The 23,565-nt window shown below is 60.0% G+C and carries 20 protein-coding genes; 11 read left to right on the top strand and 9 right to left on the bottom strand.

Features of this window, described 5'->3' with window-relative positions; translation table 11 throughout:
• Nucleotides 1-77: 77 nt before the first annotated feature.
• Nucleotides 78-1,478, top strand: coding sequence for a dihydrolipoyl dehydrogenase (gene lpdA / locus L9059_RS07375; RefSeq protein WP_247289684.1), 1,401 nt, complete (start codon nucleotides 78-80; stop codon nucleotides 1,476-1,478).
• Between the two features lie 52 nt (nucleotides 1,479-1,530).
• On the opposite strand, the gene L9059_RS07370 is transcribed toward lpdA, so the two are convergent.
• Nucleotides 1,531-2,004 (bottom strand): Lrp/AsnC family transcriptional regulator, encoded by a 474-nt coding sequence (locus L9059_RS07370; RefSeq protein ID WP_247289682.1) that lies wholly within the window; start codon nucleotides 2,002-2,004, stop codon nucleotides 1,531-1,533.
• 145 nt (nucleotides 2,005-2,149) lie between these two features.
• On the opposite strand from L9059_RS07370, the gene L9059_RS07365 reads away from it, so the two are divergent.
• Nucleotides 2,150-2,779 carry a LysE family translocator gene (locus tag L9059_RS07365; RefSeq protein ID WP_247289681.1) on the top strand — a complete coding sequence of 210 codons (630 nt, stop codon included), beginning with the start codon at nucleotides 2,150-2,152 and terminating at the stop codon, nucleotides 2,777-2,779.
• Between the two features lie 3 nt (nucleotides 2,780-2,782).
• Here L9059_RS07365 and L9059_RS07360 read toward each other — a convergent pair whose 3' ends face one another.
• The 7 genes from L9059_RS07360 to L9059_RS07330 all read right to left on the bottom strand — a co-directional run bounded on the left by L9059_RS07360 (nucleotide 2,783) and on the right by L9059_RS07330 (nucleotide 12,014).
• Entirely contained in the window at nucleotides 2,783-4,957 is a 2,175-nt protein-coding gene (locus L9059_RS07360) for a hypothetical protein (RefSeq protein WP_247289679.1), read from the bottom strand.
• Nucleotides 4,944-6,140: a DUF3142 domain-containing protein gene (locus tag L9059_RS07355; protein WP_247289677.1), complete on the bottom strand. Its 1,197-nt coding sequence runs from the start codon at nucleotides 6,138-6,140 to the stop codon at nucleotides 4,944-4,946. The genes L9059_RS07360 and L9059_RS07355 overlap by 14 nt, the downstream gene beginning before the upstream one ends.
• A 125-nt stretch (nucleotides 6,141-6,265) precedes the next feature.
• Nucleotides 6,266-7,096, bottom strand: a complete 831-nt coding sequence (locus L9059_RS07350; RefSeq protein ID WP_247289675.1) for a class I SAM-dependent methyltransferase — start codon at nucleotides 7,094-7,096, stop codon at nucleotides 6,266-6,268.
• Nucleotides 7,090-8,247, bottom strand: coding sequence for an acyltransferase family protein (locus L9059_RS07345; RefSeq protein WP_247289673.1), 1,158 nt, complete (start codon nucleotides 8,245-8,247; stop codon nucleotides 7,090-7,092). Before L9059_RS07345 ends, L9059_RS07350 begins: the two co-directional genes overlap by 7 nt.
• Entirely contained in the window at nucleotides 8,240-9,127 is an 888-nt protein-coding gene (locus tag L9059_RS07340) for a class I SAM-dependent methyltransferase (protein ID WP_247289671.1), read from the bottom strand. The genes L9059_RS07345 and L9059_RS07340 overlap by 8 nt, the downstream gene beginning before the upstream one ends.
• Nucleotides 9,124-10,428 carry a glycosyltransferase gene (locus L9059_RS07335; RefSeq protein WP_247289669.1) on the bottom strand — a complete coding sequence of 435 codons (1,305 nt, stop codon included), beginning with the start codon at nucleotides 10,426-10,428 and terminating at the stop codon, nucleotides 9,124-9,126. The genes L9059_RS07340 and L9059_RS07335 overlap by 4 nt, the downstream gene beginning before the upstream one ends.
• Complete coding sequence (locus L9059_RS07330) at nucleotides 10,422-12,014, bottom strand: glycosyltransferase (RefSeq protein ID WP_247289667.1); 1,593 nt, start codon at nucleotides 12,012-12,014, stop codon at nucleotides 10,422-10,424. The genes L9059_RS07335 and L9059_RS07330 overlap by 7 nt, the downstream gene beginning before the upstream one ends.
• On the opposite strand from L9059_RS07330, the gene L9059_RS07325 reads away from it, so the two are divergent.
• The 9 genes from L9059_RS07325 (at nucleotide 12,004) to L9059_RS07285 (ending at nucleotide 21,457) form a co-directional block, all read left to right on the top strand.
• Complete coding sequence (locus L9059_RS07325) at nucleotides 12,004-12,228, top strand: hypothetical protein (protein WP_247289665.1); 225 nt, start codon at nucleotides 12,004-12,006, stop codon at nucleotides 12,226-12,228. The two genes, L9059_RS07330 and L9059_RS07325, sit on opposite strands and share 11 nt — an antisense overlap.
• Nucleotides 12,229-12,445: 217 nt before the next feature.
• The gene (locus tag L9059_RS07320) at nucleotides 12,446-13,360 is read left to right on the top strand and encodes a GDP-mannose 4,6-dehydratase (protein ID WP_247289662.1); all 915 of its coding nucleotides are present in this window, start codon (nucleotides 12,446-12,448) and stop codon (nucleotides 13,358-13,360) included.
• Nucleotides 13,357-14,328 (top strand): GDP-mannose 4,6-dehydratase, encoded by a 972-nt coding sequence (gene gmd, locus L9059_RS07315; protein WP_247289660.1) that lies wholly within the window; start codon nucleotides 13,357-13,359, stop codon nucleotides 14,326-14,328. Before L9059_RS07320 ends, gmd begins: the two co-directional genes overlap by 4 nt.
• A gap of 4 nt (nucleotides 14,329-14,332) precedes the next feature.
• The gene (locus tag L9059_RS07310; RefSeq protein ID WP_247289658.1) at nucleotides 14,333-15,775 is read left to right on the top strand and encodes a mannose-1-phosphate guanylyltransferase/mannose-6-phosphate isomerase; all 1,443 of its coding nucleotides are present in this window, start codon (nucleotides 14,333-14,335) and stop codon (nucleotides 15,773-15,775) included.
• Nucleotides 15,776-16,573, top strand: a complete 798-nt coding sequence (locus L9059_RS07305; protein ID WP_247289656.1) for an ABC transporter permease — start codon at nucleotides 15,776-15,778, stop codon at nucleotides 16,571-16,573.
• The gene (locus L9059_RS07300; protein ID WP_247289654.1) at nucleotides 16,573-17,838 is read left to right on the top strand and encodes an ABC transporter ATP-binding protein; all 1,266 of its coding nucleotides are present in this window, start codon (nucleotides 16,573-16,575) and stop codon (nucleotides 17,836-17,838) included. The genes L9059_RS07305 and L9059_RS07300 overlap by 1 nt, the downstream gene beginning before the upstream one ends.
• Nucleotides 17,835-19,211, top strand: coding sequence for a glycosyltransferase family 4 protein (locus L9059_RS07295; protein ID WP_247289652.1), 1,377 nt, complete (start codon nucleotides 17,835-17,837; stop codon nucleotides 19,209-19,211). The genes L9059_RS07300 and L9059_RS07295 overlap by 4 nt, the downstream gene beginning before the upstream one ends.
• Nucleotides 19,195-20,325, top strand: coding sequence for a glycosyltransferase family 4 protein (locus L9059_RS07290; protein WP_247289650.1), 1,131 nt, complete (start codon nucleotides 19,195-19,197; stop codon nucleotides 20,323-20,325). The genes L9059_RS07295 and L9059_RS07290 overlap by 17 nt, the downstream gene beginning before the upstream one ends.
• 1 nt (nucleotide 20,326) lies before the next feature.
• Nucleotides 20,327-21,457, top strand: coding sequence for a glycosyltransferase family 4 protein (locus L9059_RS07285; protein ID WP_247289648.1), 1,131 nt, complete (start codon nucleotides 20,327-20,329; stop codon nucleotides 21,455-21,457).
• Between the two features lie 71 nt (nucleotides 21,458-21,528).
• Here L9059_RS07285 and L9059_RS07280 read toward each other — a convergent pair whose 3' ends face one another.
• Entirely contained in the window at nucleotides 21,529-23,559 is a 2,031-nt protein-coding gene (locus L9059_RS07280; RefSeq protein WP_247289646.1) for a 2Fe-2S iron-sulfur cluster-binding protein, read from the bottom strand.
• Nucleotides 23,560-23,565 lie beyond the last annotated feature (6 nt).

Genomic DNA, 23,565 nt, shown 5'->3' with positions numbered 1-23,565 from the left:
ATGCACATATTACGCTCGTAATTTTTACCTGCGACTACGTTTACCCATCCGGTCCCTTTTACTCCAGGAGTACAAGCATGAGCACCTATGACGTCGTGATTCTGGGCGGTGGCCCCGGCGGCTACAACGCGGCGATTCGCGCCGGCCAGCTCGGCCTCAAAGCTGCGTGCGTCGAAGGCCGCGCCACCCTCGGCGGCACCTGCCTGAATGTTGGCTGCATGCCATCAAAAGCGCTGCTGCACGCCTCCGAGCTCTACGATGCGGCCATGGGTGCGGAATTCGCCAACTTGGGGATAGAGGTCAAACCGACGCTCAACCTCGCTCAGATGATGAAGCAGAAGGACGAAAGCGTTGCCGGGCTGACCAAAGGCATCGAGTTTCTGTTTCGCAAAAACAAAGTCGACTGGATCAAGGGCTGGGGCCATATCGACGGGCCGGGAAAGGTCACCGTGACCGACAGCCAAGGCGCAAAAACCGAGCTGAACGCCAAAGACATCATCATCGCCACCGGCTCCGAGCCCACTCCCCTACCCGGCGTGACCATCGATAACCACCGCATTCTCGATTCCACCGGCGCGCTGTCCCTGACCGAAGTGCCGCAGCATCTGGTGGTGATTGGTGCCGGGGTCATCGGCCTGGAACTGGGCTCGGTCTGGCGCCGTTTAGGCGCGCAGGTGACGGTGGTCGAATTCCTCGACCGGATCTGCCCCGGTGTCGATGGGGAGGCCGCTAAAACCCTGCAACGCTCCCTGACCAAGCAAGGCATCAGCTTCAAGTTGAGTTCAAAAGTCAGCAGCGCTACCTCCTCGACCAACGGCGTGCAGCTTAGCGTACAGCCTGCCTCCGGAGGCACCGCTGAATTGCTGGAGGCCGATTACGTTCTTGTGGCCATCGGGCGTCGGCCTTACACCCAAGGCCTGGGCCTGGAAAATGTTGAACTCGCCACCGACAAACGGGGCATGCTCGCCAACAAGGGCCATCGCACCGAAGCGGCGGGTGTCTGGGTGATAGGCGACGTCACGTCCGGACCGATGCTCGCGCACAAGGCCGAAGACGAAGCCATGGCCTGCATCGAGCAAATCGTCGGCAAGGCCGGCGAGGTCAATTACGACCTGATTCCCAACGTGATCTACACCAAACCGGAACTGGCCAGCGTCGGCAAGACCGAGGAACAGCTCAAGGCTGAGGGTCGTGCCTATAAGGTCGGCAAGTTTCCGTTCACTGCCAACAGCCGGGCGAAGATCAATCACGAGACCGAAGGTTTCGCCAAAGTGCTGGCCGATGAGCGCACCGATGAAATTCTCGGCGTGCATCTGGTCGGTCCGAGCGTCAGTGAAATGATCGGCGAGTATTGCGTGGCGATGGAATTCAGTGCCTCTGCCGAGGACATTGCCCTGACCTGCCACCCGCACCCGACCCGGTCGGAGGCATTGCGCCAGGCGGCGATGAATGTGGAAGGGATGGCGACGCAGATGTAAATCAAAAGATCGCACCTGCAGGAGCTGCCAAAGTCTGCGATCTTTTGCTTTTTTAATCGGGCAAATGCCCCAACGGCAAGGCCCCCGGCGTTTTTACCGTGTGAATCGCAAAGTTGCTGCGGATGTCACTCACCCCCGGCAACTTCAGCAATCGCCCGGTGAGAAACCGGTCGTAGGCACGCAGGTCCGGCACTACCACTTGCAGCAGAAAATCCGATTCTCCGGACACCAGAAACGCCGAAATCACCTCGGGCAATGCCGTCACCGCATCGCGAAAGGCGTCAGCCTGTTCGTCGTTGTGACGCTCGACCTTGACCCCGACAAACACCGTCAGCCCCAGTCCGACTTCGTCCCGATCGAGGGTGGCCTGATAACCGCGAATCACCCCTGCCTCTTCAAGCATCCGCACCCGGCGCAAACACGGTGACGCCGACAATCCGATCTCATCGGCCAATTGCACATTGCTCAGGCGTCCATCCCGTTGCAGGGCGGCTAAAATTTTGCGGTCATAGGCATCCAGCTTCATGGTTTGGCAGATCCTGATGGTCAGTTCGTAAAGTGGCGGCAGATTATGCCAATATCGATCTCTTTAGAAGCTAATTACGCAAGCACCTGCCCTGCCATCCGGCCCTAGACTGCCTCTACCAAATCGACAACGAATGGAGTGCAACATGGCGGGATTATGGATGTTTTTCATGGCGCTGGCGGTGGTGTACCTGTTGCCCGGACCCGACATGATTCTGCTGCTGCAAACCGGCGCCCGTCAGGGTAAAGGCGCGGCACTGGCCACGGCGATAGGCCTGGGCATTGCCCGGGCTTGCCATGTGGCATTGGCGGCGCTGGGGCTGGCGGCGCTGTTCAAAGCGGCGCCCTGGACCTTCGATGTGGTGCGCCTGGCCGGGGCTGCTTATTTGTTATGGATCGGTATCCAGTGCCTGCGCACCACGATGCTGCCGAGCCTCAAGGGCGAAGGCGCAACCACTGAAAAACCGCGCTGGCGCGAGTCGATCCAACGCGGCTTGTTGACCAACCTGCTCAACCCCAAAGCCCTATTGTTCTGCTCGGTATTACTGCCGCAGTTCATCGATCCGCATGCCGGCCCCGTTCTCGCACAGTTCGCCATCCTTGGCGTGCTGCTGGTGGGCGCCGGTTTACTCTTCGACAGCACTTACGCCCTGCTCGGCTCGGCGATGGGCCGTTGGCTACAACGCAGTCCCTCGGCCCAACGGGTGCAGCAATGGCTGTTCGGTAGCCTGTTGATCGGTTTCGCCGTGCGGCTGACCTTTGTGCAACAGGCCTGAGCCTTACTGCGCTTTGCGGCGACGGCGATTGATGAAGAACAACGCTGCCGCCACCACCACCGCCACACCGCCATACTCCAGTGCTTTCTTGTAAGGCCGTAACGTTGAACGCAAGGGTGCGACCAGCTCGGTCACATAGCGTTTATTGGCAGCCTGGAAATCCGGGTATGGGCATTGATTACCGAAGTACCCGGCCCAACCAACATAAGGGCCTTCATTGATGTAGCGGCGATAAAAAACCTGTTTCTGCTCCTGATCTGCGTTCCAGCCGGTTGCCGCGCATAAAACCGCTGCGAATGCCTGGCTGGTATGCGGCAAGTTATCGGCAGCCCGACTGGCCAGCTCGTTGGCGACATAGCGGTAGTGATAACGCAGATCGGGCTGTGCGGCGCTGGCCTGCTGGCGGTTGAATTCTTCCTGGGCTACCAGCGGCCCCACTTTCAATTCGGCGCTTTGCAGGCTGTAGTTACCATCGAACGTGGCGAAGTCAGGGGACATCTCAAAGCCGAGTAACTCCATGCCGTAGTGACGGCTCAAGTCGGCGGCATGGAAGTAAGCGAATGCCCTTTTGGTCGGCCACCATTTTGATTCTGCGTCGCGGCGCAGCTCGCCGTACCACTTCGCCAGGCTGTACAGCTGAGGGTTATCGAAGTACGCCGGTGCTTCGTCGTAACGCCCCTCGCGCAGCAGCCGCCGCCCTAGCAGATTGCGCAACTTGGCCGCAACCGTTAACGCGGGTGCGTTGAAGTTCTCCCCACCCTCTGCGTCCATTTTGGCGATGTAGGACTTGAGATCCTGCTCACTGAAGGGCAGCGGTACCGGGAGCGTTGTATCGACGTAATGCTTGAGTTCATCGACGGTCAGTACGCGCTCGGCAACCGTCGCCGCGTCAAACCAGTAAATGTCCTGACTGCGGTACAGCTGATCAAACGCTTGCAGGTATTCCCCACGTTGCAACGCCAGAATCGCACTCTCGCCCTCGACCCGACACTTGGGCTGCAGCGCCTCATAATCGAAATCCGGGGTCCTGCGCTCACCCCACGATTCGTCCTGCGGGAAGGCCTGCGCCGCCTTGGCATACGCCGCAGCAGCAGCGACCTTATCGCCATCGCGCAGCGCCAGCTTCGCCCGTAGCCACCAAGCCAGACCGCCGTCGCCGGCGTGCTCAAGGAACGCGTTCGCGCTGGCGTAATCACCTTGTTGATAATTGACCGCCGCCAGCCGATCAGCGTTTTCCAGGGTCCCGCGCGTGCTGCTTTGCAGCAGCTTGATCAGCTTCAGCTCGTTCTGCGGTTGTTCGCCAAAAGACCAGCCCAGTCGGCTGATCAAGGAAGCTGTCACCAGTTGCTGCACTGGCTTGCCCTGGAGCAGCTGTGCCAACGATACTTCAGGCATTGCGGCCAGTTCAGCCATCAGTTGCTTCAAAGAGCTGTAGCCCACGGGCGAACCCTGCAGGTTCTGCGTGGCATACAGCTCAATGGCGCGGTTCCAGTCACCGGCGGTACGGACTACACGGGCCTCTTCGCCGAGGCTGGAAACCCCCAGCTCCAAGGGGTCACTGAAGCTGTCGATGCTCAGTTGACGGGTCTGCTCGAAGGCGAGTCGAGACTGGGCCAACAGGCCTGGCGCTGCATCCACTTGTGAGCTCATGGCGAACAACGCCCGCCCCAGGGAATAGGCCGCCCAGGTACTGCGTAACGGGCGCTGATCCGCTGGCAACGCCAGTACTTTGTGAAAGTACTCGGCAGCCAGCGCATAGTCAGCTGCATTGAAAGCCGCTGCCCCTGCCAGATAGAGCACGAGCTCGGGCGGGAGTGCTTTGCCATCGATTTCAACTTGATGTGCATCGGCCACGCTGCGCAGCTGTTTGACTAGCGCCTGTTGTTCCACAGACAAACCGACCTGCTCTGCCAGATCCCGCGGGCTGGGTTGGTCAGTTTCTTCGCTGTAGCTGTAATCCTGATTGCCCGTCACGGGTGCAATGTTCTTCAGCCCGGCGATCGAGCGTCCGAGGCGGCTGATCTCGAAGTTGAAATTGCCTTCCGGAAGTTCCGACAGCGTCTGCCCCCGGTTGTCCAACAGCCGCATCGGGAAGTCCGGGCCGCAGGCCAGTGCTGAACCCAGTGGCAGGCTGAGGGTCAGGCATAGCAGACGACGCGGCCAGTTACGGGTCAACATGTAACGCTCCTTGATCAATTTTTGAGCAGCGCGCCCAACCAATGGCGCGCTGTCCATCTGCCGCTATGCGGCCGTTTCGTAGACGGCTGAAGGTCAGCAGATCCTGAGTTTGTTGTAGCGCATAACCGGCCAGCGCATCGGCACCATCACAAGCGCTGGCCCCCAGCGTCAAACGTGCGGGCCATGGGCTGTCCAGATTGCCGCGGTTGACGAGGCTGATATCGAACAAGCCTTCATGCTCTGTGACCTGCAACCCCAATTGGCTTTCGAGCACTTCACCGCGCGCTACGGCGCGCAGTGTGGTCAGGCTCCAGGCCCGGCGATCGTTCGCCAGCGGCAGTCTGAACCAGATTAAACCCGCGAGGTGCGCAGGAGGATTGTCCCGCAGTGCCAAGGCGAGGTCGCGAAGTTGCTGGGGGTCGGCCAACAGCTCCCGGCGCTCGCCATCGCGCTCAATGGGCACTTCACTTTCTACGACTGGCCGGCCGTTGCTGGCCGGCAACAATGCCACGCCATACGCCGGCAGTGCCAAATAGAACGGTTTCAAGGTTATACGCGACCAGGCCTGGGTCCATTTTTTCGCTTGTTCCACGTGGAACAAACCTTTTTGCGGATCGCTGACCGCATGCACCTGCAACACGCTGCTATCGACAGCGGATAACAATGCCGGCAACTCCGAACTGTTTAGCCAGGCGGGTAACGCAGTGATGCTCAGCGGCATTGATGCCGGTAAAACCTCGCGCAATTCAGTCAGTAGACGTCGATAGTCCGGCAGTCTAGCGATACCGGCATCGTGGTCAATTTCCACCCCGGCCAATGTTAACCCCTGCCTTTGCCAGTCGTTGATCAGCTGTTGGACTTGCGCGGTAACGTCATGCGGATCCAGAGACTTCAACTGACCATCCAGGCGGATCACGGCAATGAGTGGACGGCCGTCTTGCCGTAGGAGATCGGGGTCGATCCGCGCACGGCTCCAGCCTGCCTGGGGAAAACTTTGTAGAGCGAGGACGCGCAGAGTGGAGAAATCAGCCCGGCTGTCGCGCAGGGCGTGTTTATGATCAGGCGTCCACTGGCGTTGCCAGATGTAGAGCTGCTGATCGAGCGGAGGTGACTCGGATTGCCCGCAGCCGCTAAGCATCAGCATGGGGAAAAGCAGTGCCCACCATCGGATTGAAAACAGCATGAAAATCTATCCCTTCCAACACAGGGTTGCAGGGTACACAGAATTCCGTAGGGGCAGTGCCAGCCACCAGCTACAAGGTGTCAGATGCCAGCTCGTAGTCATAGGTCGCAGGTAGTGTTCGGCGATCAGGGTTTACGCGCGATAATCACCTGACTCTTGGCCACAACCGCATCCAGCGCCTGTTTGATCTGCGCTCCCCTGGGCGAAGCGAGGATCGCCTGCCAGGTATCCGCCCAGTGATTAAGCAACGGATGATCGGCGTTGCTGAAGTCCACTTTGGCTTCCCAGAACAGCAGCATCCACATCGACCAGTAAAAACCGTATTGGCTATGGCTGATCACTTCCAGCCCTGCATCGCTGACCATCGCCTTGAACTGATCTTCGCTGATGATGCGAATGTGATTGGGCTTCTGGAAGTACTCCGGGGCGGCAATGTCTTTTTGCAGGTCTTCAGAACTTGGATGCGGCACGCTCAGCAAATACAGCGCTCCCGGTTTGCCGACTCGTACCAGTTCGGCAAGAAACTGCGCAGGGTCATCGACGTGCTCGATCACTTCAGTGGAGACCACCCGGGTCGCGGTTGCGTCAGCAATGGGCAATGGGTTGCAATCGGTGACGTGGCACTCAATGCCCCGAGCCGGTGTATCTGCCAGGCGTTGCCGGGTCGCTTCGACCTTGGCCGCGTCGATATCGGCGATGATGATTTTCGCCCCGCGCATTGCGCAGAAATGCACGTTGCCACCGTCGCCGCAGCCAACGTCCAGCAAGGTGTCTTCGGGGCTGACCGGAAAGCCAGTGAATAGCTCGCCGGTTTGCTGATTGAACCAGCCGCTGAGCATCGCGTCGTGCAAACCAAGCATGTACGGATCGACCTTGTCGGGCACTGCAGCCACTGGCGTCGGCTCCGGTTGCGGGGGGGGCGTGCCCGCCGCGAGTTTCTTCAACAGTCTCAGCATGAGGTTGCTCCAGAGGATGGGACGGCGTTTCGGGACAAGCTCAGGCGCTGCACCATCGATACACCACGACGGCGCATGGGCATTTCGACAAAGCGATAGTTGAGTTCACTTAAAAGCGCGATCAACCCGAAGGCGATCAACAGCATCAGGACCGGGTGCCCCGCAGGGTTCGGCAAGTTGGCTGCCTGCAAACGAAAAATACCTTCACGTACCAGCAGATAGGCCGGTATGTGGATCAGATAAATCCCGTAGGAGCGGCTGCCCACCCAGATCATCAGGCTTTTGAACGGACTGCTCGGCAACAGGTAATCGCGGTTGTAGGAAGCGATCCACACCAGCAATGCGCACAGCAGCGCAATCACGCCGATGCGGTAATGGGTGAAGGTGAAGCGATCGGTGGCGATAAAACCGAGCAGCAACGACACCCCGACCAGAGCAGCCACACCGGCCAAGGGACGGCGCAGGAAAGTCGGCTCCCAGCGCCGGTAGGAAGGCTGCGCGCTCCAGATGGCAAGCAGTACGCCGAGGGCCAGCGCATCGGTTCTTATCACCATCAATATCGGCGTGCGCAAAGTGAACAGTTGCACCGCCACCAATAGGAGCAAGGCCCAGACCAGATACTTGCGACAGAGCAAAATCAACAAGGGGAATAGCAGGTAGAACTGCTCCTCCAGCGACAAACTCCAGTACACAAAACTGGTGCCATATTCGTAATTGTAAAAGCTGTCGGCGAAGCGAAAATTGGCGTACTGCGCAATGCCGGCCAGGGTCGCCTGCAGATTCGCCTGCAGGGTACCGAACGCGCCGGAGCGATTGAGGAACAGGCACGCCAGCAACATCAGCGCCAGCCACAACCAGGCTGACGGCAGCAAACGAAACGCCCGTCGCAGCCAGAAGTTGCGAGTCTCCTGCCAGTACTCCTGCCGCGTGCTGCAACCTTGTAACGCCGGGATAAGGCTGCGCGCGATCACGAAGCCGGATATGGCGAAGAACAGATCAACGCCCCACCACGGCTGGGTGTACAGGGTGATGCTTTGCAACAATGGAACACTCGCCGCGAACAAGCTGTCCTGCAGGTGGTGAAACAATACGCCCAGCACCGCAATGCCGCGCAATAACTCGATGTCCATGATGCGCTTGCCGCTACTCATGGTGTCCTCCTGGAACTGCGCCGGTTTCCATCGGTTTGCGGGCAATAATGACTTGGCTCTTGGGCATGAACTGGTCGAGCATCTGCTTGATCGCCGGGCCATTGGGTTGCGCCAGCAGGTCCTGCCAGGTTTTCGCCCAGCTCTCCATCAATGGTGGATACGGTGCCTGAATACGGTCGCGAACCGCTCCGCCCAAATCACGCCCTGCAGCCCGCTCGCTGGCCCAGAAAAAGATCATGCCCATCACCCAAAAAAAGCCGCTGGCCTGGCGATGCTCGATCACCAGGCCGGCGTCTTCCACCATTGCGGCAAAGCGTTCGGGGGTAAAAATCTGCACGTGATTGGGCGATTGGTAATAGCTGGCCGGCGCGATACCTTTCTGCAAATGCTCGCCCACCGGCGCCGGTACACTCAGCAGGTACAGCGCGCCGGGGCGGCCCATGCGCACCAGTTCCGCCATGAAGGGTTCAGGCTGGTCGATGTGTTCGAGCACCTCCATGCACACGACTTTGCTCGCGCAGCCATCAGCCAACGGCAGCGGCAAGCTGTTGCTCACCAGTCCCAGGTTGGCCTGGCTCGACTGCGCTGCCACTTGCCGGGCCAGGTCACGCACCTTGTCGTGCTCACTGTCGGTGAAGATCACCGAGGCGCCCTGACGAACGGCAAACAAGGTCGCCACGCCTTCGCCGCATCCGACATCCAGCAGGATGTCATCGGAGTTGATGGCAAAACCCTTGAGTAATTCGCCGGTGTCGCCGAGGAACCAGCCATCGAGTACCGCATCGTGCAAGCCGACATCCCTGGGTGAAACCAGGCTTTGAGCGACTGCCAATGGCGCCGGCGGTGCCGGCCAGAGCTTTGCCAAGAGACGTCGGATCATGCGCCCGACGCTTGCAAGGTCAGTGATTCACGCCGTTCCATCAGCCGTTCGAAAAACGCCTGCAGGCGCTGCTCGGTGCTGGCCTGGCTACAGAAACCCTGAAGCCGGTGAACCGCATGGGCCGACATCCTTTCGTAACGCCGGACATCAGTTTTGGCTACTTCGTAGCTGGCCCGGTAGGCAGAGCACAGGGAGTCCCAATCGGTCGTGTAACGCAGGGTACGAAATGCCGCCCGGGGATCGTGCGGCCAGGCAGTCAGCTCCTCTGTCGAGTCAACGATGAACGCATTGTCGCTGTCCACGTAGTCAGCCATCGCGGTGTTCAGCGGCGCGATCGCCGGCTTGCCACACGACATGAACTCCATCAGCGGCAGGCACTGCCCTTCGCCATAGGAGCAGTTGACGACGTAACTGGTGGCTTCCACCAGGCGCTCGTAGTCCACGTCTGCAAGGTAGCCATGGATCAACACGATGCGGCACTGATAGGTCTGGTTCTTGTACACGTGGTGCAGCATATCGTTGAGTGCATCGGCGATGTCATGGTGAGTGAGCTTGAGCACCAGGATCGCATCCACCGAGTCGCGGAACGTACTGCAAAACGCGCTGATCATGTCCTTCCAGTTCTTACGCCCGTCGTAGGGGTTGAACACCGAGGTATAGACCACGCCGTCGAGCAGCAACTCGCAATCGCGCACCGGGCCGTCGAACACAATCGGTGTGCCTTCGCGCAATCGCTCCGGCCCATAAGGGCGCAGATCTGCGGTGCGACTGTCGATCAACAGCCCACGCAAATTCAGGAGAATTCCTTCAGCGACCGGGCGCTTGAGCAACTGATCGCCGCGCGCGGCAAAGCGATCCCAGACCGGTGCCGGAATGGCGCTGATCGGATACTCAGGCCCCATCACATCGCGGACAGCGTTCACGGTGAAAGTGGAATGCGTGATCGCCATGCCACTGGCCGCCAACACCACGCGCCAGTCGTGCCGCGGTTCACCCTGCCAGCTTTCGGTGGGGATGGTGCTGAACTCCCAGGCAAAGACCGGAATGGTCGGGCACGCATAGTGGACCGGTGTACGGTGCGGCGGTGAGAAGGACAGGAACACACAGTCCTCTCCCCTGCTCTGGCAATCGAAATACAGCCGGTCGACCAACTCGTCAGGGTCGCTGACCTCAATCACCTGCCCCAGACGTTCGAGCACCGGGCGAAACTCCTTGAGCACGAAGTAGTAGCTGTATTCCGGACGGCCAAGGTTCTGCTGGATGTTGCTCTTGTTGGTTTCCGAGTGAATGATGATCAGCATGCTGCAGTCCCTGTTTCAGCTGCCACTGGCGCAACAGCGATGACCGGCGCCTGCCCGAAGAACTGCGCCAGGCGCTGCTGTACTGGCGTAAAGCTGCAGTAGTCGCGCATCCGCTCGCTGGCGGCCTCGGCCATGGCATGCCAGGCCTGCGGCTGGTTTTTGGCCATGGCGTAACTCTGTGCATAGGCGGCTTTCAACGAGCCCCAATCCGGACGATGCCGCAGGGTCCGGTAGAGGATGCGCGCGTCTTCCGGCCATATCGTCGGCTCGTGACTGGACTTCACAACAAAGGCCACGCGCTCGTCGATGTAGTCGCGCATTGCCGTGTGGTCCGGTGCGATGACGGGCCGGGCGCACGACATGAACTCCATCAGCGGCAGGCACAGGCCTTCGCAGCGCGACGCGTTGACGTAGAAACTCGCCGCGCCGTACAACCGCGCAAACTCTTCATCCTGCAGGTAACCGTGCATCACCACCACCCGACAGGCGAACGGTGACAGCTGCGAGAGCAAGGTCATGAGCTCCACGTAATAGGTGCAGAGATCGTTCTGGGTCATCTTCAGCACGAGCGTAGCGTCGGGGGCATCGCGCAAGGCCCAGCAGAATGCGGTGATCAGATGGTGCCAGTTCTTGCGCCCGTCATCGGGATTGAACACGCTGACATAAACCACACCACTGACATCGATGGATACCGTCGTGGTGGTATCGGGCAAGCCGGAGGGCGCCGGCTCGACCAGCTCGACAGACTCCGCGACCGGGGGTGCTGTTGGCAATGGTTGCACTGGCAGTGCCGGCCTGCGAAGCCTCGCCAATAAAGGGCGAACGGCATCCGGCACCAGATCGCGCGCGGCTTCGCGATACCACAGCAACAGGTTGTGCTTGAGTGCCCGATAGACTTCGCGCACGTAATGCCGGGTGATGAACGCGCGGCGGCGCAGGGACAACGGTGGCGGTGACGGCGGTGGCGGCGCTACTTCCGGCTCGGGCTCGACCTGTGCCACAGGCACCGCGATTTGCGGGCCAAGCAGGCCATCGGCGGACAAGCCCATCACATGACTGTCGAGGATGCAGCCCCTGATCTGCAGCGTGGTGCCCGGATTTACCGGAGTGCCCGGATACTGCTGGCGTACCTCTGCAAAGCGTTCCCACAACGGCGTCGGCAATACGAGTACCGGGAAATCAGCACCCAGGGTTCGGCGGATGGCTTCGGCTGTGTGGGTGGACAAGGTGATCACCCGCCCCAGGCGCGCCAGAGTCTGGCTCCAGTCCTGGCGTGGATCGTTGTCCCAATATTCGGCGGGGATGGTGTCGAATTCCCAGGCGACCACGCACACCATCGGGCATTGCACATCGGTGGGGGTCTTGTGCGGCGGCGCAAACGAAATGAACAGGCTGTCCTGCCCTGCTTGCTGTAACTGCCGATACAGCGGGTCCACCTCGGCGGTCGAGGCCACCACGTGAACTTGCCCAAGGCTTTCGAACAAAGGTCGATAGGCCTTGAGCACAAAATAGTAACTGTACTCGGGACGGCCGAGACTCTGGCTGATGGAGCTGTCGTTGACGTCGGAGTAGAGAATGAAATTCATGGCATCCCATGGTGAAATCGCCATCCCGGCAATCTCACTCTATGACGGAGAAGCCACGGATCAAGGCAGCATTTGCTGGCTCTCGTCCATCGTCTTCGTGCCCGTCTTCGTTCTTGTTTTAATGGTCAGTTTTTCGCAGTTTTACAGCGACGCTGCCGAACCTTGGATAATCGTGACGAGGGGCATTCTAAACACATCCGTCGCGGATTCGTGAACCGCCCGACGAGAATAAATCGGGCTACGCTGACCAGAACTGATCAGTCACGGTTGGACCTGTTGAAATTGCCGCGCAATTGGCCCAGATTGGCAGCCAAACAACTACAACAAAATCTTTTCGCCAGTCTCTCGACCAAGGAATCTACCCGGTCCGTCAGACGTCTCCGACAAGCCTGTGGGGAATGGACGAAAATGTATGACCAAGGGGCTGCTGTTTGAAAAAGCGTCTGTTCGTTACGGGTCTCAGCGGGTTCGTAGGACAACACATACAATCCCGCCTGCAGGCTGATGTCGCGAAGTGGGAGTTACTGACCGTCCCTGCCCGTTACGATCTCGGCAATCCGCAGAGCCTTGAAGGCCTGTGGCCGCAACTGCCGGATGCGGTCATTCACCTGGCCGGCCAGACCTTCGTTCCCGATGCCTTCCGGGATCCGGCGCGCACACTGAACATCAATCTGTTGGGTACGTTGAACCTGCTGCAAGCCCTCAAGGCTCGCGGATTCACCGGCACGTTCCTGTACGTCAGTTCCGGCGATGTCTACGGCCAGGTCAGCGAAGACCATTTGCCCATCACCGAACTGCAACCGCCCTGCCCGCGCAATCCGTATGCAGTGAGCAAACTCGCGGCAGAATTCCTGAGCCTGCAATGGGGCTTGAGCGAAGGCTGGCCGGTACTGGTCGCCCGCCCGTTCAACCACATTGGCAGCGGCCAGAAAGACAATTTTGTGATCGCCAGCGCGGCCCGCCAGATCAATCGGATCAAACAAGGCCTGCAAGCGCCGCAACTGGAAGTCGGTGACATCGACGTCACACGAGACTTCCTCGACGTGGGCGACGTGATCTCGGCCTACCTGGCCTTGCTGGAAAAAGGCACGCCCGGCCAGGTCTACAACGTCTGCTCGGGGCGCGAGCAAAGCATCCGCAGCCTGATCAAACAGTTGGGTGACCTCGCGCAGATAGACCTTCAATTGGTTCAAGACCCTGCCCGACTGCGCCGCGCGGATCAACGCCGGGTATGCGGCAGTCATGCCATGCTGGCCCAGACCACGGGTTGGGCACCGCAAATCACTACACAACAAACCCTGCGGGCGATCCTGTCCGACTGGGAGATACGGGTAAGACAAGAATGACAAAAAGTGCATTGATCACAGGGATCACCGGACAGGACGGCGCTTATCTGGCCAAACTGTTGCTCGACAAGGGCTATACAGTCCACGGCCTGGTAGCGCGGCGCAGCAGCGACGCACGCTGGCGTTTGCGCGAGATGGGGGTCGAGGCGGACATCATTTATCTGGACGGCGATATGGCCGATGCCTGTTCGATCCAGCGTGCAGTGATTAAGTCGGCGCCGGACGAGGTCTACAACCTGGCGGCACAGAGCTTTGTCGCGGCGTCGTGGTCGCAACCCGTAACCACCGGCATCGTTGACGGTTTGGGCGTCACGCACCTGCTCGAAGCGATCCATCAGTTCAGCCCGCACACACGGTTCTATCAAGCGTCCACCAGCGAAATGTTCGGCCTGATCCAGGCCGAGCAACAGGACGAGAACACGCCCTTTTACCCGCGCAGTCCGTATGGCGTGGCCAAGCTCTATGGCCACTGGATCACCGTGAACTATCGCGAAAGCTATAACCTGCACACCAGCAGCGGCATCCTGTTCAACCACGAATCACCGCTGCGGGGCATCGAGTTTGTGACGCGCAAGGTCACCGACGCAGCCGCTCGCATCAAGCAGGGCAAACAGCAGGAACTGCGCCTGGGCAACATCGACGCCAAGCGCGACTGGGGTTTTGCCGGCGACTATGTCGAAGCCATGTGGCTGATGTTGCAACAGGACAAGCCCGATGACTTCGTGGTCGCCACGGGTGTGACCACCACGGTGCGCGAGATGTGCAGGATCGCCTTCGAACACGTCGACCTGAACTACCGTGACTTCGTGAAGATCGACCCGGCGTTCTTCCGCCCGGCCGAAGTTGAAGTGCTGCTCGGCAACCCGGCCAAGGCTCAGCGAGTACTGGGCTGGAAACCAAAAACCGACCTGGATACCTTGATCCGCATGATGATGGATGCGGACATGAAACGCGTCGCCAAGGAGTAGGCCCATGCTGATTCCAGTGATTCTTTCCGGTGGTGCCGGTACCCGGTTGTGGCCGGTTTCTCGAGAAGGCCAGCCAAAACCATTCATGACGTTGCCGGACGGCCAGTCGTTACTGGGCAAGACCTATCGGCGTGCTGCCGCTTTGCTGGAAGGCTGGGGCGACATCGTTACGGTGACCAATCGCGACTACTACTTCCAGAGCAAGGATCACTATCAGGACGCACAACTGGGCCGGCATCGCGGGCATTTTCTGCTGGAGCCGACGGGGCGCAATACCGCTCCGGCGATCGCGGCCGCCGCCCTGTCGCTGCAGGCACTGCATGGTGATGAGGCGATCATGCTGGTCATGCCGGCCGATCACCTGATCGTCAACGAAGAGGCCCTGAAACAGGCCGTCGAACATGCCGTGGACCTGGCCAGGGCTGGTCAGCTGGTGACCTTCGGAGTGGTCCCGACCGCACCGGAAACCGGGTTCGGCTACATCGAGACCGGCGCGTCGCTGGACGACAAAGGCGCCGCCCGCGTGCAGCGTTTCGTCGAAAAACCCGACCTGCAGACCGCGACTCACTACCTTGAAAGTGGCAACTTCCTGTGGAATTCCGGAATGTTCTGCTTCTCGGTAGCCACCCTGCTAGCCGAACTGGAGACCCACGCCCCGACGCTGCTGGAGCAGACCAGAGCCTGCATGGCGGCCAGTGCTGCGGTGCAAACCGCCGGGAACCTGCAGCAGGAGCTATCGCCTGCGTTGTTCGGCGAGATCATGGACATTTCCATCGACTACGCGTTGATGGAACGCTCCGACAAGGTGGTGGTGGTGCCCGCCCGTTTCGACTGGAGCGACATCGGCTCCTGGGGCGCGGTCGCGGCCCTGGTACCTGCGGATGAGCAGAACAATCGTGCTTCAGGCGAAGCCATCTTCATCGACAGTCACCACAACTTCGTGCAGAGCGAAGATCGCCTGGTGGCCACCGTTGGCGTGGAAAACCTGATCATCATCGACACCGCCGACGCGGTGCTGGTGGCTCACGCCGATCGTGCCCAGGATGTGCGCCAAGTGGCCAAGCAGCTCAAGGACAAGAAGCACGAAGCCTATCGCCTGCACCGTACGGTCAGCCGGCCATGGGGGACGTACACGGTGCTGGAGGAAGGCCCTCGCTTCAAGATCAAGCGCATCGTGGTCAAGCCGGGCGCCAAGTTGTCGCTGCAGATGCACCACCACCGCAACGAACATTGGGTGGTGGTCGAAGGCATGGCCAAGGTCACCAACAATGGCACCGGTACTCACCTGGTGGCCAAGAACGAATCGACTTTCATTGCCGCCGGCCATAAGCATCGCCTGGAAAATCCCGGGGTGATCGACCTGGTGATCATCGAAGTGCAGAGCGGCGAATACCTGGGAGAGGACGATATCGTCCGCTTCGAAGATCAATACGGCCGGACGGTTTGAATGCTGCGTAATCTTTACCAATCGATGTGGAGTTACCGGGGTTTCATCCTCGGCAGCGTCAAAAGAGAGTTTCAGGCGCGTTACCGCAACTCGCTATTCGGTGCCTTGTGGACCGTCCTAAACCCGCTGTCGATGATCGTGGTCTACACGGTGATCTTCTCCACCATCATGCGCGCCCGCCTGCCGGGTGTGGATGATGGCCTGGCCTACAGCGTCTATTTGTGCGCCGGCCTGCTGACTTGGGGCCTGTTTGCCGAGATCACCACGCGCAGCCAGAGCATGTTTCTGGAGAACGCCAACCTGCTGAAGAAAATCAGCTTCCCACGTATCTGCCTGCCGGTGATCGTGCTGCTCAATGCCGGGATCAATTTCGCGATCATCCTGGGATTGTTCCTTGGCTTCCTGCTGATCAGCGGGCGGCTTCCGGGCCTGGCATTGCTGGCTCTGGTGCCGCTGCTGATGCTGCAGGTGATGTTCGCCGCCGGACTGGGGATGATCCTAGGCGTGCTCAATGTGTTCTTCCGCGACGTCGGGCAATTTTTCGGGATCTGCCTGCAGTTCTGGTTTTGGCTGACGCCAATCGTTTACCCACTGTCGATCCTGCCGCCAGGCATCCAGCGTCTGATTGAACTGAACCCGATGACTGCGCTGATGAGCAGTTACCAGAATCTGTTTCTCTACAACCAATGGCCGAACTGGAATTCGTTGATCCCGCTGCTGGTCATCGGGCTGTTGTTCTGCGTGATGGGGCTGCGGCTTTTCCGCCAGCGTGTTGGTGAAATGGTGGATGAGCTCTGATGGGACATATACGCGTCAGTGGCCTGGGCAAGGCCTACAAGCAATACCCGAATCGTTGGAGCCGGCTATTTGAATGGCTGGTGCCGTTCTCACCCACCCGCCATCACTTGCACTGGGTGCTGCAGGGTGTCGACTTCGAGATCCAGCCCGGCGAAGCCGTGGGTATTGTCGGGGTCAACGGAGCCGGCAAAAGCACCTTGTTGAAGATGATCACCGGCACCACCCAGGCCACCTGCGGCGAAATTCAGCTGCAAGGTCGAGTCGCCGCGCTGCTGGAATTGGGCATGGGTTTCCACCCGGATTTCACCGGTCGCCAGAACACCTTCATGGCGGGCCAACTGCTCGGCATGCAGGTCGAGGAAATCGAAGCACTGATGCCGGAAATCGAAAGCTTTGCCGAAATTGGCGAGGCCATCGACCAGCCTGTCCGCACCTACTCCAGCGGCATGCAGATGCGCCTGGCGTTCAGCGTGGCTACAGCGCGCCGACCCGATATCTTGATCGTCGATGAAGCGTTGTCCGTGGGTGACGCCTACTTCCAGCACAAAAGCTTCGACCGCATCCGCAACTTTCGCAAGGCCGGCACCACGCTGCTGATCGTGTCCCACGATCGCTCGGCGATCCAGTCGATTTGCGATACCGCCATCCTCCTGGAAAACGGGCGCATGGCCATGCGCGGCAAGCCCGAAGAGGTGATGGACTACTACAACGCCATGCTCGCCCAGCGCGAGGGCCAGACGGTCCGCCAGGAGATGCTCGCCAACGGGCAGGTGCAAACTATTTCCGGCACAGGCGAAGCCGGCATTCTCAGCGTGCGCCTGCTTGATCCCAAGGGTCGCTCGGTAGAAGTGGCCGAGGTCGGGCAGGCAATGGTGTTGGAGGTGCAAGTCGAAGTTCGCCAGGACATCGAGCGACTGATCCTCGGCTTCATGATCAAGGATCGCCTCGGCCAACCCATGTACGGCATCAATACCCACCGCATCGACAAGGCCCTCACCGACCTGAGCGCCGGCGAGCGTGTGACTTACCGATTCGCCTTCGACATGCGCCTGGGCAAGGGCAACTACTCGGTGGCCCTGAGCCTGTCGCGACTGGACTCTCACCTGGACCGCAATTTCGAGTGGCGCGACTACGGGCTGGTCTTTCACGTGATCAACAACCGTCGCGAAGACTTTGTCGGCTGCTCGTGGCTTGAGGCCAAAACCAGTATCAGTCGCTCCAGTGAAAGCGCGATCGAAGCCACCGATTCAGAGGTATCGCGATGACCCGACTGCTGGTGGAATGCACCTACGTATTTGAACATCCTCACGCCAACTCAGGTATTCAACGGGTGGTGCGCAACGTCATCCAGCAACTGCCGGCTACGGATTCGACTCGTGAATGCATTCCCGTGGTGATGATCAACGGCGCGTTGTTCGAGGTGAAGAGCCTGGCGCCGCTGGAGACGCCGAAACTCGACCTTATGAGCCTGCGGGTGAAGCTCGAACAGATGGCCAACCTGTTCTGGTTGCGCCACCGCACACTGGAACGACGCCGCCCTTTCAGCGAATCGAAGTTTGCCCGCCGCGTACTCTACGTGGGGTGCCGCCTCGCCGCTTTCGCCTGCCTGAGCCTGCCAATGCGCGGGCTCGACCGGGTGCTGAAAGGTCAGAAGGTGCCCGAGCGTTGTGTACCATTGCAGCATCGGGCCGCAGACCAGTTGGTGCTGCTGGACTCGTCCTGGCACGCCAACTTTTTTCCCCTGGCAGAGCAGCTCAAGCGTGACGGCGTCGGGATTGTCTCGGTGATTTACGACCTGATTCCCCTGACTCATCCGCAGTTCTGCGATGCCGGTCTGGTGAAGGTATTCAATGAATGGTTCGACTGGATCGCCCGCACCGCCGATGGTTATGTAGCGATTTCCACCACCATTCGCGATCAGGTCCACGAGGAGATGGTGCGGCGGGTTGGCAATGAACAAGTTGCGCAGCGCTGGTTCGACTATTTCCACCTGGGCTCGGAACTTGATTTGAGCGACGCGCGTTCGTCCGTCGACCAAGGCCTGCTGGACATGTTCAAAAAGCCGCAGCCGGTGTTCCTGATGGTCAGCACCATCGAGCCGCGGAAAAACCACGCCTACCTGCTGGATGCCTTCGAGCGCGCCTGGGCGGCCGGGTCGCAGGCGCGGTTGTGCATCGTCGGCAAGATCGGCTGGAAATGCGAGGCCCTGGTCGAGCGTATCCGCCGTCATCCTGAATTGAACAAGCGCCTGTTCATGTTCAACGACCTGTCGGACCGGAGCCTGGAACACGCTTACTCCCACGCCACGTCGCTGGTGTTCCCGTCCTACGTCGAAGGGTTTGGCTTGCCGCTGGTGGAAGCCATGCAGCGCGGGCTGCCAGCGATGGCCAGCGACATACCGGTGTTTCGCGAAATCGGCGGCGATTACATGGCGTATTTCGACCTTGCCGAGCCGCAGAGCCTGGCCGACCTGGTGATTGGCATTGAAAGCAATGGCGTGTTTCCGGCAGCGCTGAACCTTGATGACTGGCGCTGGCTGTCCTGGCGCGAAGCGAGTGCGCAACTGGTGGAGCGCATTGAGCGTAACCTGCACAAAGAGGCCCAAGTGCCTGAGAGCCAGCATGCGAATTGCCCTTAACGCACGCATCCTCCAGGCGCCGAGAACCGGTATCGGGCATTACGTCGCCGAACTGGTGAACGCTCTCGCCCAGGAGCCGGACGTTGATTTGGCACTGTTCCATGGCTGGGGCTGGAGTTCAGCACTGCCCGAGGCCGCGATGCCGGGATACTCACGGCTGACGCCATTGCTGCGCCAAATCCCCGGGGCCTATCAGGCACGGCGCTGGCTGGAGCAGAAACGTTTCGACCAGAGCTGTTCCAAGGGCATCGATCTGTATCACGAGCCGAGCCTGTGGCCGTTGTCGTTCGATGGCCCGACGGTCATCACTGTGCACGACCTGACGCATCTGCACTTTCCCGAAACCCAGCCGCCGGCACGTCTGCGTGAGATTGAACGGCGCCTGGAAGATGGCGTGCAGCAGGCGCGTCTGATTCTGACGGACTCACAATGTATTGCCGACGAGGCACAGGACTATTTCGCACTGCCAGCCGAGCGTTTTGTCGTCGCGCCCCTCGGCGTAGCAGCACGATTCCACCCCAGATCGGACGAGTCCATTGATCAGGTGCTCAAAGCTCACGGCGTCGAGGCCCGGGAGTATTTTCTGTGCGTCGGCACCCTGGAACCGCGCAAGAACCTGACCCTCGCCCTGCGTGCCCATGCCCGACTGTCCGAAGCCGTGCGCCAGCGTTTTCCATTGCTAATCGCCGGGATGGCCGGCTGGCAGCGCGAGCAGTTCAACGACGAATTGCGTGCAGCCCTCGCAGCTGGCCATGTGTGCCTGCTTGGGTATCTGCCGGATGAAGACCTGGCGCAACTGTTGGCTGGTGCCAAGGCATTGGTTTTCCCTTCCCTGTACGAAGGTTTCGGCCTGCCGGTGCTGGAAGCGATGGCCAGTGGCACCCCTGTGATACTCACCGGTGCATCGGCGATGCCCGAAGTTGCCGCCGACGCCGGCAATTACATACAACCGGACGATCCGGACTCCTTGCGTGATGCGATGACCCGGCTGATCGAAGACCCTACGCATTGGCAGGCCTGCCGTGCGGCAGGCCTGCATCGAGCCAAGCTTTTTTCCTGGGAGCGTTGCGCGAAGGTCACCGCCCGCGCCTACCGCCAGGCCATGGGAGACTAATATGCGAGTTCTGCACTTTTATAAAACCTATTTGCCTGACTCCATGGGCGGCATTGAACAAGTCATCTTCCAGATGAGCGAAAGCGGCGCCCGCCATGGTATCGACAGCACCGTGCTGACATTGAGCAACAACCCCGCGCCGGGCGTGTTGCAGATCCGCGAGCACCAGGTTCATCAGGCCAGGATGGATTTTCAGCTGGCCTCTACGGGATTTTCCTACAGCGTCTTCAAGCAATTCCGCGAGCTGGCAGCCGAAGCGGACGTGGTCAATTATCACTTCCCCTGGCCGTTCATGGACCTGGTGCATTTCTGCACCGCCACCAAGAAACCCTGCGTGGTCAGCTATCACTCGGACATCATTCGCCAGCGCCATCTGCTCACGCTGTATCGGCCCTTGATGCGTCGATTCCTCGACAGCGCCGACCGCATCGTCGCGGCTTCGCCCAACTATTTTCACACAAGCGATGTGCTGAAGGACTACCGCGAGAAGACCAGGGTCATTACCTATGGGCTCGAAAAGTCTGGTTATCCACCGCCTGATGCGGCGCGCACGGAGCGCTGGCGCCAGCAGCTGGGCGCCAAGTTTTTCCTGTTTGTCGGGGTGATGCGTTATTACAAGGGTCTGCATATTCTGCTCGACGCCATGCAGGGGCTGAATTATCCGGTGGTGATTGTGGGCGCAGGTCCCCTGGAAAAAGAGCTGCATGCCCAGGCCAAGACTCTTGGGCTGCGCAATCTGCACTTCCTCGGGTTCCTCGGTGACGAGGACAAGGTGGCCCTGCTGGAGCTGAGTTACGCGGTGGTGTTCCCGTCGCACCTGCGTTCTGAAGCATTCGGCATTTCGCTGCTCGAAGGCGCGATGTATGGCAAGCCGATGATCTCCAGCGAGATCGGCACAGGCACCAGCTACATCAATATCCACAACGAGACCGGGCTGGTAGTGCCGCCAAGTAATCCACAGGCGTTTCGTGAGGCGATGCGCACCTTGTGGGAAAATCCGGCGCTGGCGGCGCAGATGGGGGTGAAAGCGCAGGCGCGTTATCGGCAGTTGTTCACCGCTGACGAGATGGGGCGCAAGTGGGCGGCTCTATATGAAGAGCTGTTGGCCGAGAAATCGTTGGCTTACGCGTGACCTGGCTGGTTGTCGTGTTGTTCATGGCGCTATGGCCCCTGTAGGAGCTGTGTCGTGGAACGAGACAGCTCCTACAGATCAAGAACCAACGGCTGTGATCCCTGCGCCGGCACCGCACAACAGATCAACACTTGCCCCTCATCGGGAACCTCCGCTGGAGGCTGTGGATAATTCACCTGGCCGCTGACCAGACGCGTCTTGCAGGTGCCGCATGAACCGCCTCGGCAACTGAATTCCGGACGTAAGCCACGGCTCTCCGCCAACTCCAGCAAACTACCACCGTCTGGCTGCCAGCGGGCCTCCTTGGCTGATCGCTGAAACACCACCGGCACCGAGGTAGTCGCCGCCGGTGGTTGTTCGATCACCACGGCATCAGGGTCGGGCTGGCGTTGCAGAGTCGATGGGCCAAAGGTTTCAGCGTGAACCCTTGAGTCGCGAATATCCAGTTCCCGCAGACTGTCGTACAGGCCTTGGGTGAAGCTGCCAGGACCGCAGAGGACAAAATCCAGCTGATCGTAGTCATCCACCTCAAGGACGGTATTGAGCAGCGCGGTATCGATCCGTCCGCTCAGATCAAAGTCCTCGCCCTCCAGTAACCCCTCTTCGGGTTGGCTAAGCAGGCGCAGCACCCGCACCGCGTCTCCCGCAGCCTCGATAAGTTGATCCAGCTCTGCGCGAAATGGCTGATCGTCGAGGGTGCGTGAACTCTGGAACAACCACGTAGGACGAATGCGTCGGGTGCGCAGCCCTTGATACACCACCTCGCGCAACATCGAGAGCAATGGGGTGATGCCAACGCCTGCCGCCAGCAACACCAAAGGCCGCCGTTCGTGGGGCGCCACGGTGAAATGCCCCTGGGGTGCACGAGCTTCCAGCACATCACCGACCTTGAGCTGATCGTGCAGGAACGAAGACACCAGACCCTCGCGCTTCACGCTGATGCGGAAAAAGTCGTCGGAGGGTGCGCTCGACAGACTGTAGGTGCGAATGTGGTTTTCACCACCGAAATTAAATCGCAGCGGCAGATGCTGACCGGCCAGGAACACCGGCAATCCCGCATCATCTGCGGGCTCGAAATAAATCGAGCGGATGTTACGGCTTTGCGCTTCGATGCGTACCACCCGCAACAGTCGCCAGCGATCGCCGAACGCCTGGGCCTGCAACCGCGCAGCCGCCTGCTCCCAGGTACCTGTCATCAGGCTGTTGGGCGAAACGCCGTCGAAGCGCCAGCGCAGAGCCAGGGCTGCGGGCCGCCGCACCACGCGCTCTACCTCGAAGGTCCACAGTCGTTCAGCCCCTTGAAAAGCCTCGACCTGGGGGCCTCCGAAGATAATTTCAGTGCGCCCAGTAAGATGCAGCAGATCGCCGGAACTGAAATCGATGAACAACAGGCCTGCCCGGGGATTAACCAGCAGATTGCCCAAGGTGTTGAAGTGCAAATTCCCGGCGAAGTCCGGAATCGTCAGGCGATTGCCCTGGATCTGTACAAACCCGGCTTGGCCGCCACGATGCGAGACGTCCACCGCGCGCTCGCCGTCGATGTCTACATAACTGGCCACGAAGAAGGTGTCGGCGACGGCAATCATCGCCTGGGCCGCGTCATCCAACGCGTCGAGGTGCTCAGCGATGCGCAGCGAAGGGTCGGCCAGCGGCACTGAGTGGAACTGACGCAACTGAATGTATTGCGGGCAGTTGCCGAAGGACTGGTCCACCGTGACGTCAAAGCCCTTGGCCGTCAGGTTGCCGACATGGCCATTAAGGCGATTCCGGCGCCGGGTGTGCAGCTCGATGCCCAGGAGGCCGAGCGCTGCGCTTTCGGTCAATTGAGCAGGGTCGTCGGCACTTGGCAGGCTGTCGAAATGCAATACGCCGGGTTGCGCAGACTGGGCGAATCCAGGCGGTCCTTCAAGCACGCTGGCCCACGGGTCGCCGTTGGCATCCACCGCGCCGTACAGCATGAACGGCAGTTGCTGATAGAACTGGCGATGCTGGTCCGGCATCTCGCGGCGAATCACCCTACGCCCGAATGCCTCCATGCGCTCGGCTACTCCGACCTGCTCTTGCAACTGTCTTTCGCCGACGTGCCACGGTGAACGGTCCATAACGGC

It is taken from the genome of Pseudomonas violetae (assembly GCF_023072615.1).
In the GTDB taxonomy this organism is placed as follows: domain Bacteria; phylum Pseudomonadota; class Gammaproteobacteria; order Pseudomonadales; family Pseudomonadaceae; genus Aquipseudomonas; species Aquipseudomonas violetae.
The sequence above is the reverse complement of the archived record's forward strand: the minus strand, read 5'-3'. Positions and strand labels throughout refer to the sequence as shown.

Bases quoted from the DNA above. Each gene is read 5' to 3' on its own strand.
- L9059_RS07355 (WP_247289677.1), bottom strand. From the start codon at position 6,140: ATGCTGTTTTCAATCCGATGGTGGGCACTGCTTTTCCCCATGCTGATG.
- L9059_RS07285 (WP_247289648.1), top strand. From the start codon at position 20,327: ATGCGAGTTCTGCACTTTTATAAAACCTATTTGCCTGACTCCATGGGC.
- L9059_RS07310 (WP_247289658.1), top strand. From the start codon at position 14,333: ATGCTGATTCCAGTGATTCTTTCCGGTGGTGCCGGTACCCGGTTGTGG.
- L9059_RS07350 (WP_247289675.1), bottom strand. From the start codon at position 7,096: ATGCTGAGACTGTTGAAGAAACTCGCGGCGGGCACGCCCCCCCCGCAA.
- lpdA (WP_247289684.1), top strand. From the start codon at position 78: ATGAGCACCTATGACGTCGTGATTCTGGGCGGTGGCCCCGGCGGCTAC.
- L9059_RS07330 (WP_247289667.1), bottom strand. From the start codon at position 12,014: ATGAATTTCATTCTCTACTCCGACGTCAACGACAGCTCCATCAGCCAG.
- L9059_RS07360 (WP_247289679.1), bottom strand. From the start codon at position 4,957: ATGTTGACCCGTAACTGGCCGCGTCGTCTGCTATGCCTGACCCTCAGC.
- L9059_RS07345 (WP_247289673.1), bottom strand. From the start codon at position 8,247: ATGAGTAGCGGCAAGCGCATCATGGACATCGAGTTATTGCGCGGCATT.
- L9059_RS07280 (WP_247289646.1), bottom strand. From the start codon at position 23,559: ATGGACCGTTCACCGTGGCACGTCGGCGAAAGACAGTTGCAAGAGCAG.
- L9059_RS07305 (WP_247289656.1), top strand. From the start codon at position 15,776: ATGCTGCGTAATCTTTACCAATCGATGTGGAGTTACCGGGGTTTCATC.
- L9059_RS07365 (WP_247289681.1), top strand. From the start codon at position 2,150: ATGGCGGGATTATGGATGTTTTTCATGGCGCTGGCGGTGGTGTACCTG.
- L9059_RS07325 (WP_247289665.1), top strand. From the start codon at position 12,004: ATGAAATTCATGGCATCCCATGGTGAAATCGCCATCCCGGCAATCTCA.
- gmd (WP_247289660.1), top strand. From the start codon at position 13,357: ATGACAAAAAGTGCATTGATCACAGGGATCACCGGACAGGACGGCGCT.
- L9059_RS07295 (WP_247289652.1), top strand. From the start codon at position 17,835: ATGACCCGACTGCTGGTGGAATGCACCTACGTATTTGAACATCCTCAC.
- L9059_RS07300 (WP_247289654.1), top strand. From the start codon at position 16,573: ATGGGACATATACGCGTCAGTGGCCTGGGCAAGGCCTACAAGCAATAC.
- L9059_RS07370 (WP_247289682.1), bottom strand. From the start codon at position 2,004: ATGAAGCTGGATGCCTATGACCGCAAAATTTTAGCCGCCCTGCAACGG.
- L9059_RS07340 (WP_247289671.1), bottom strand. From the start codon at position 9,127: ATGATCCGACGTCTCTTGGCAAAGCTCTGGCCGGCACCGCCGGCGCCA.
- L9059_RS07335 (WP_247289669.1), bottom strand. From the start codon at position 10,428: ATGCTGATCATCATTCACTCGGAAACCAACAAGAGCAACATCCAGCAG.
- L9059_RS07290 (WP_247289650.1), top strand. From the start codon at position 19,195: ATGCGAATTGCCCTTAACGCACGCATCCTCCAGGCGCCGAGAACCGGT.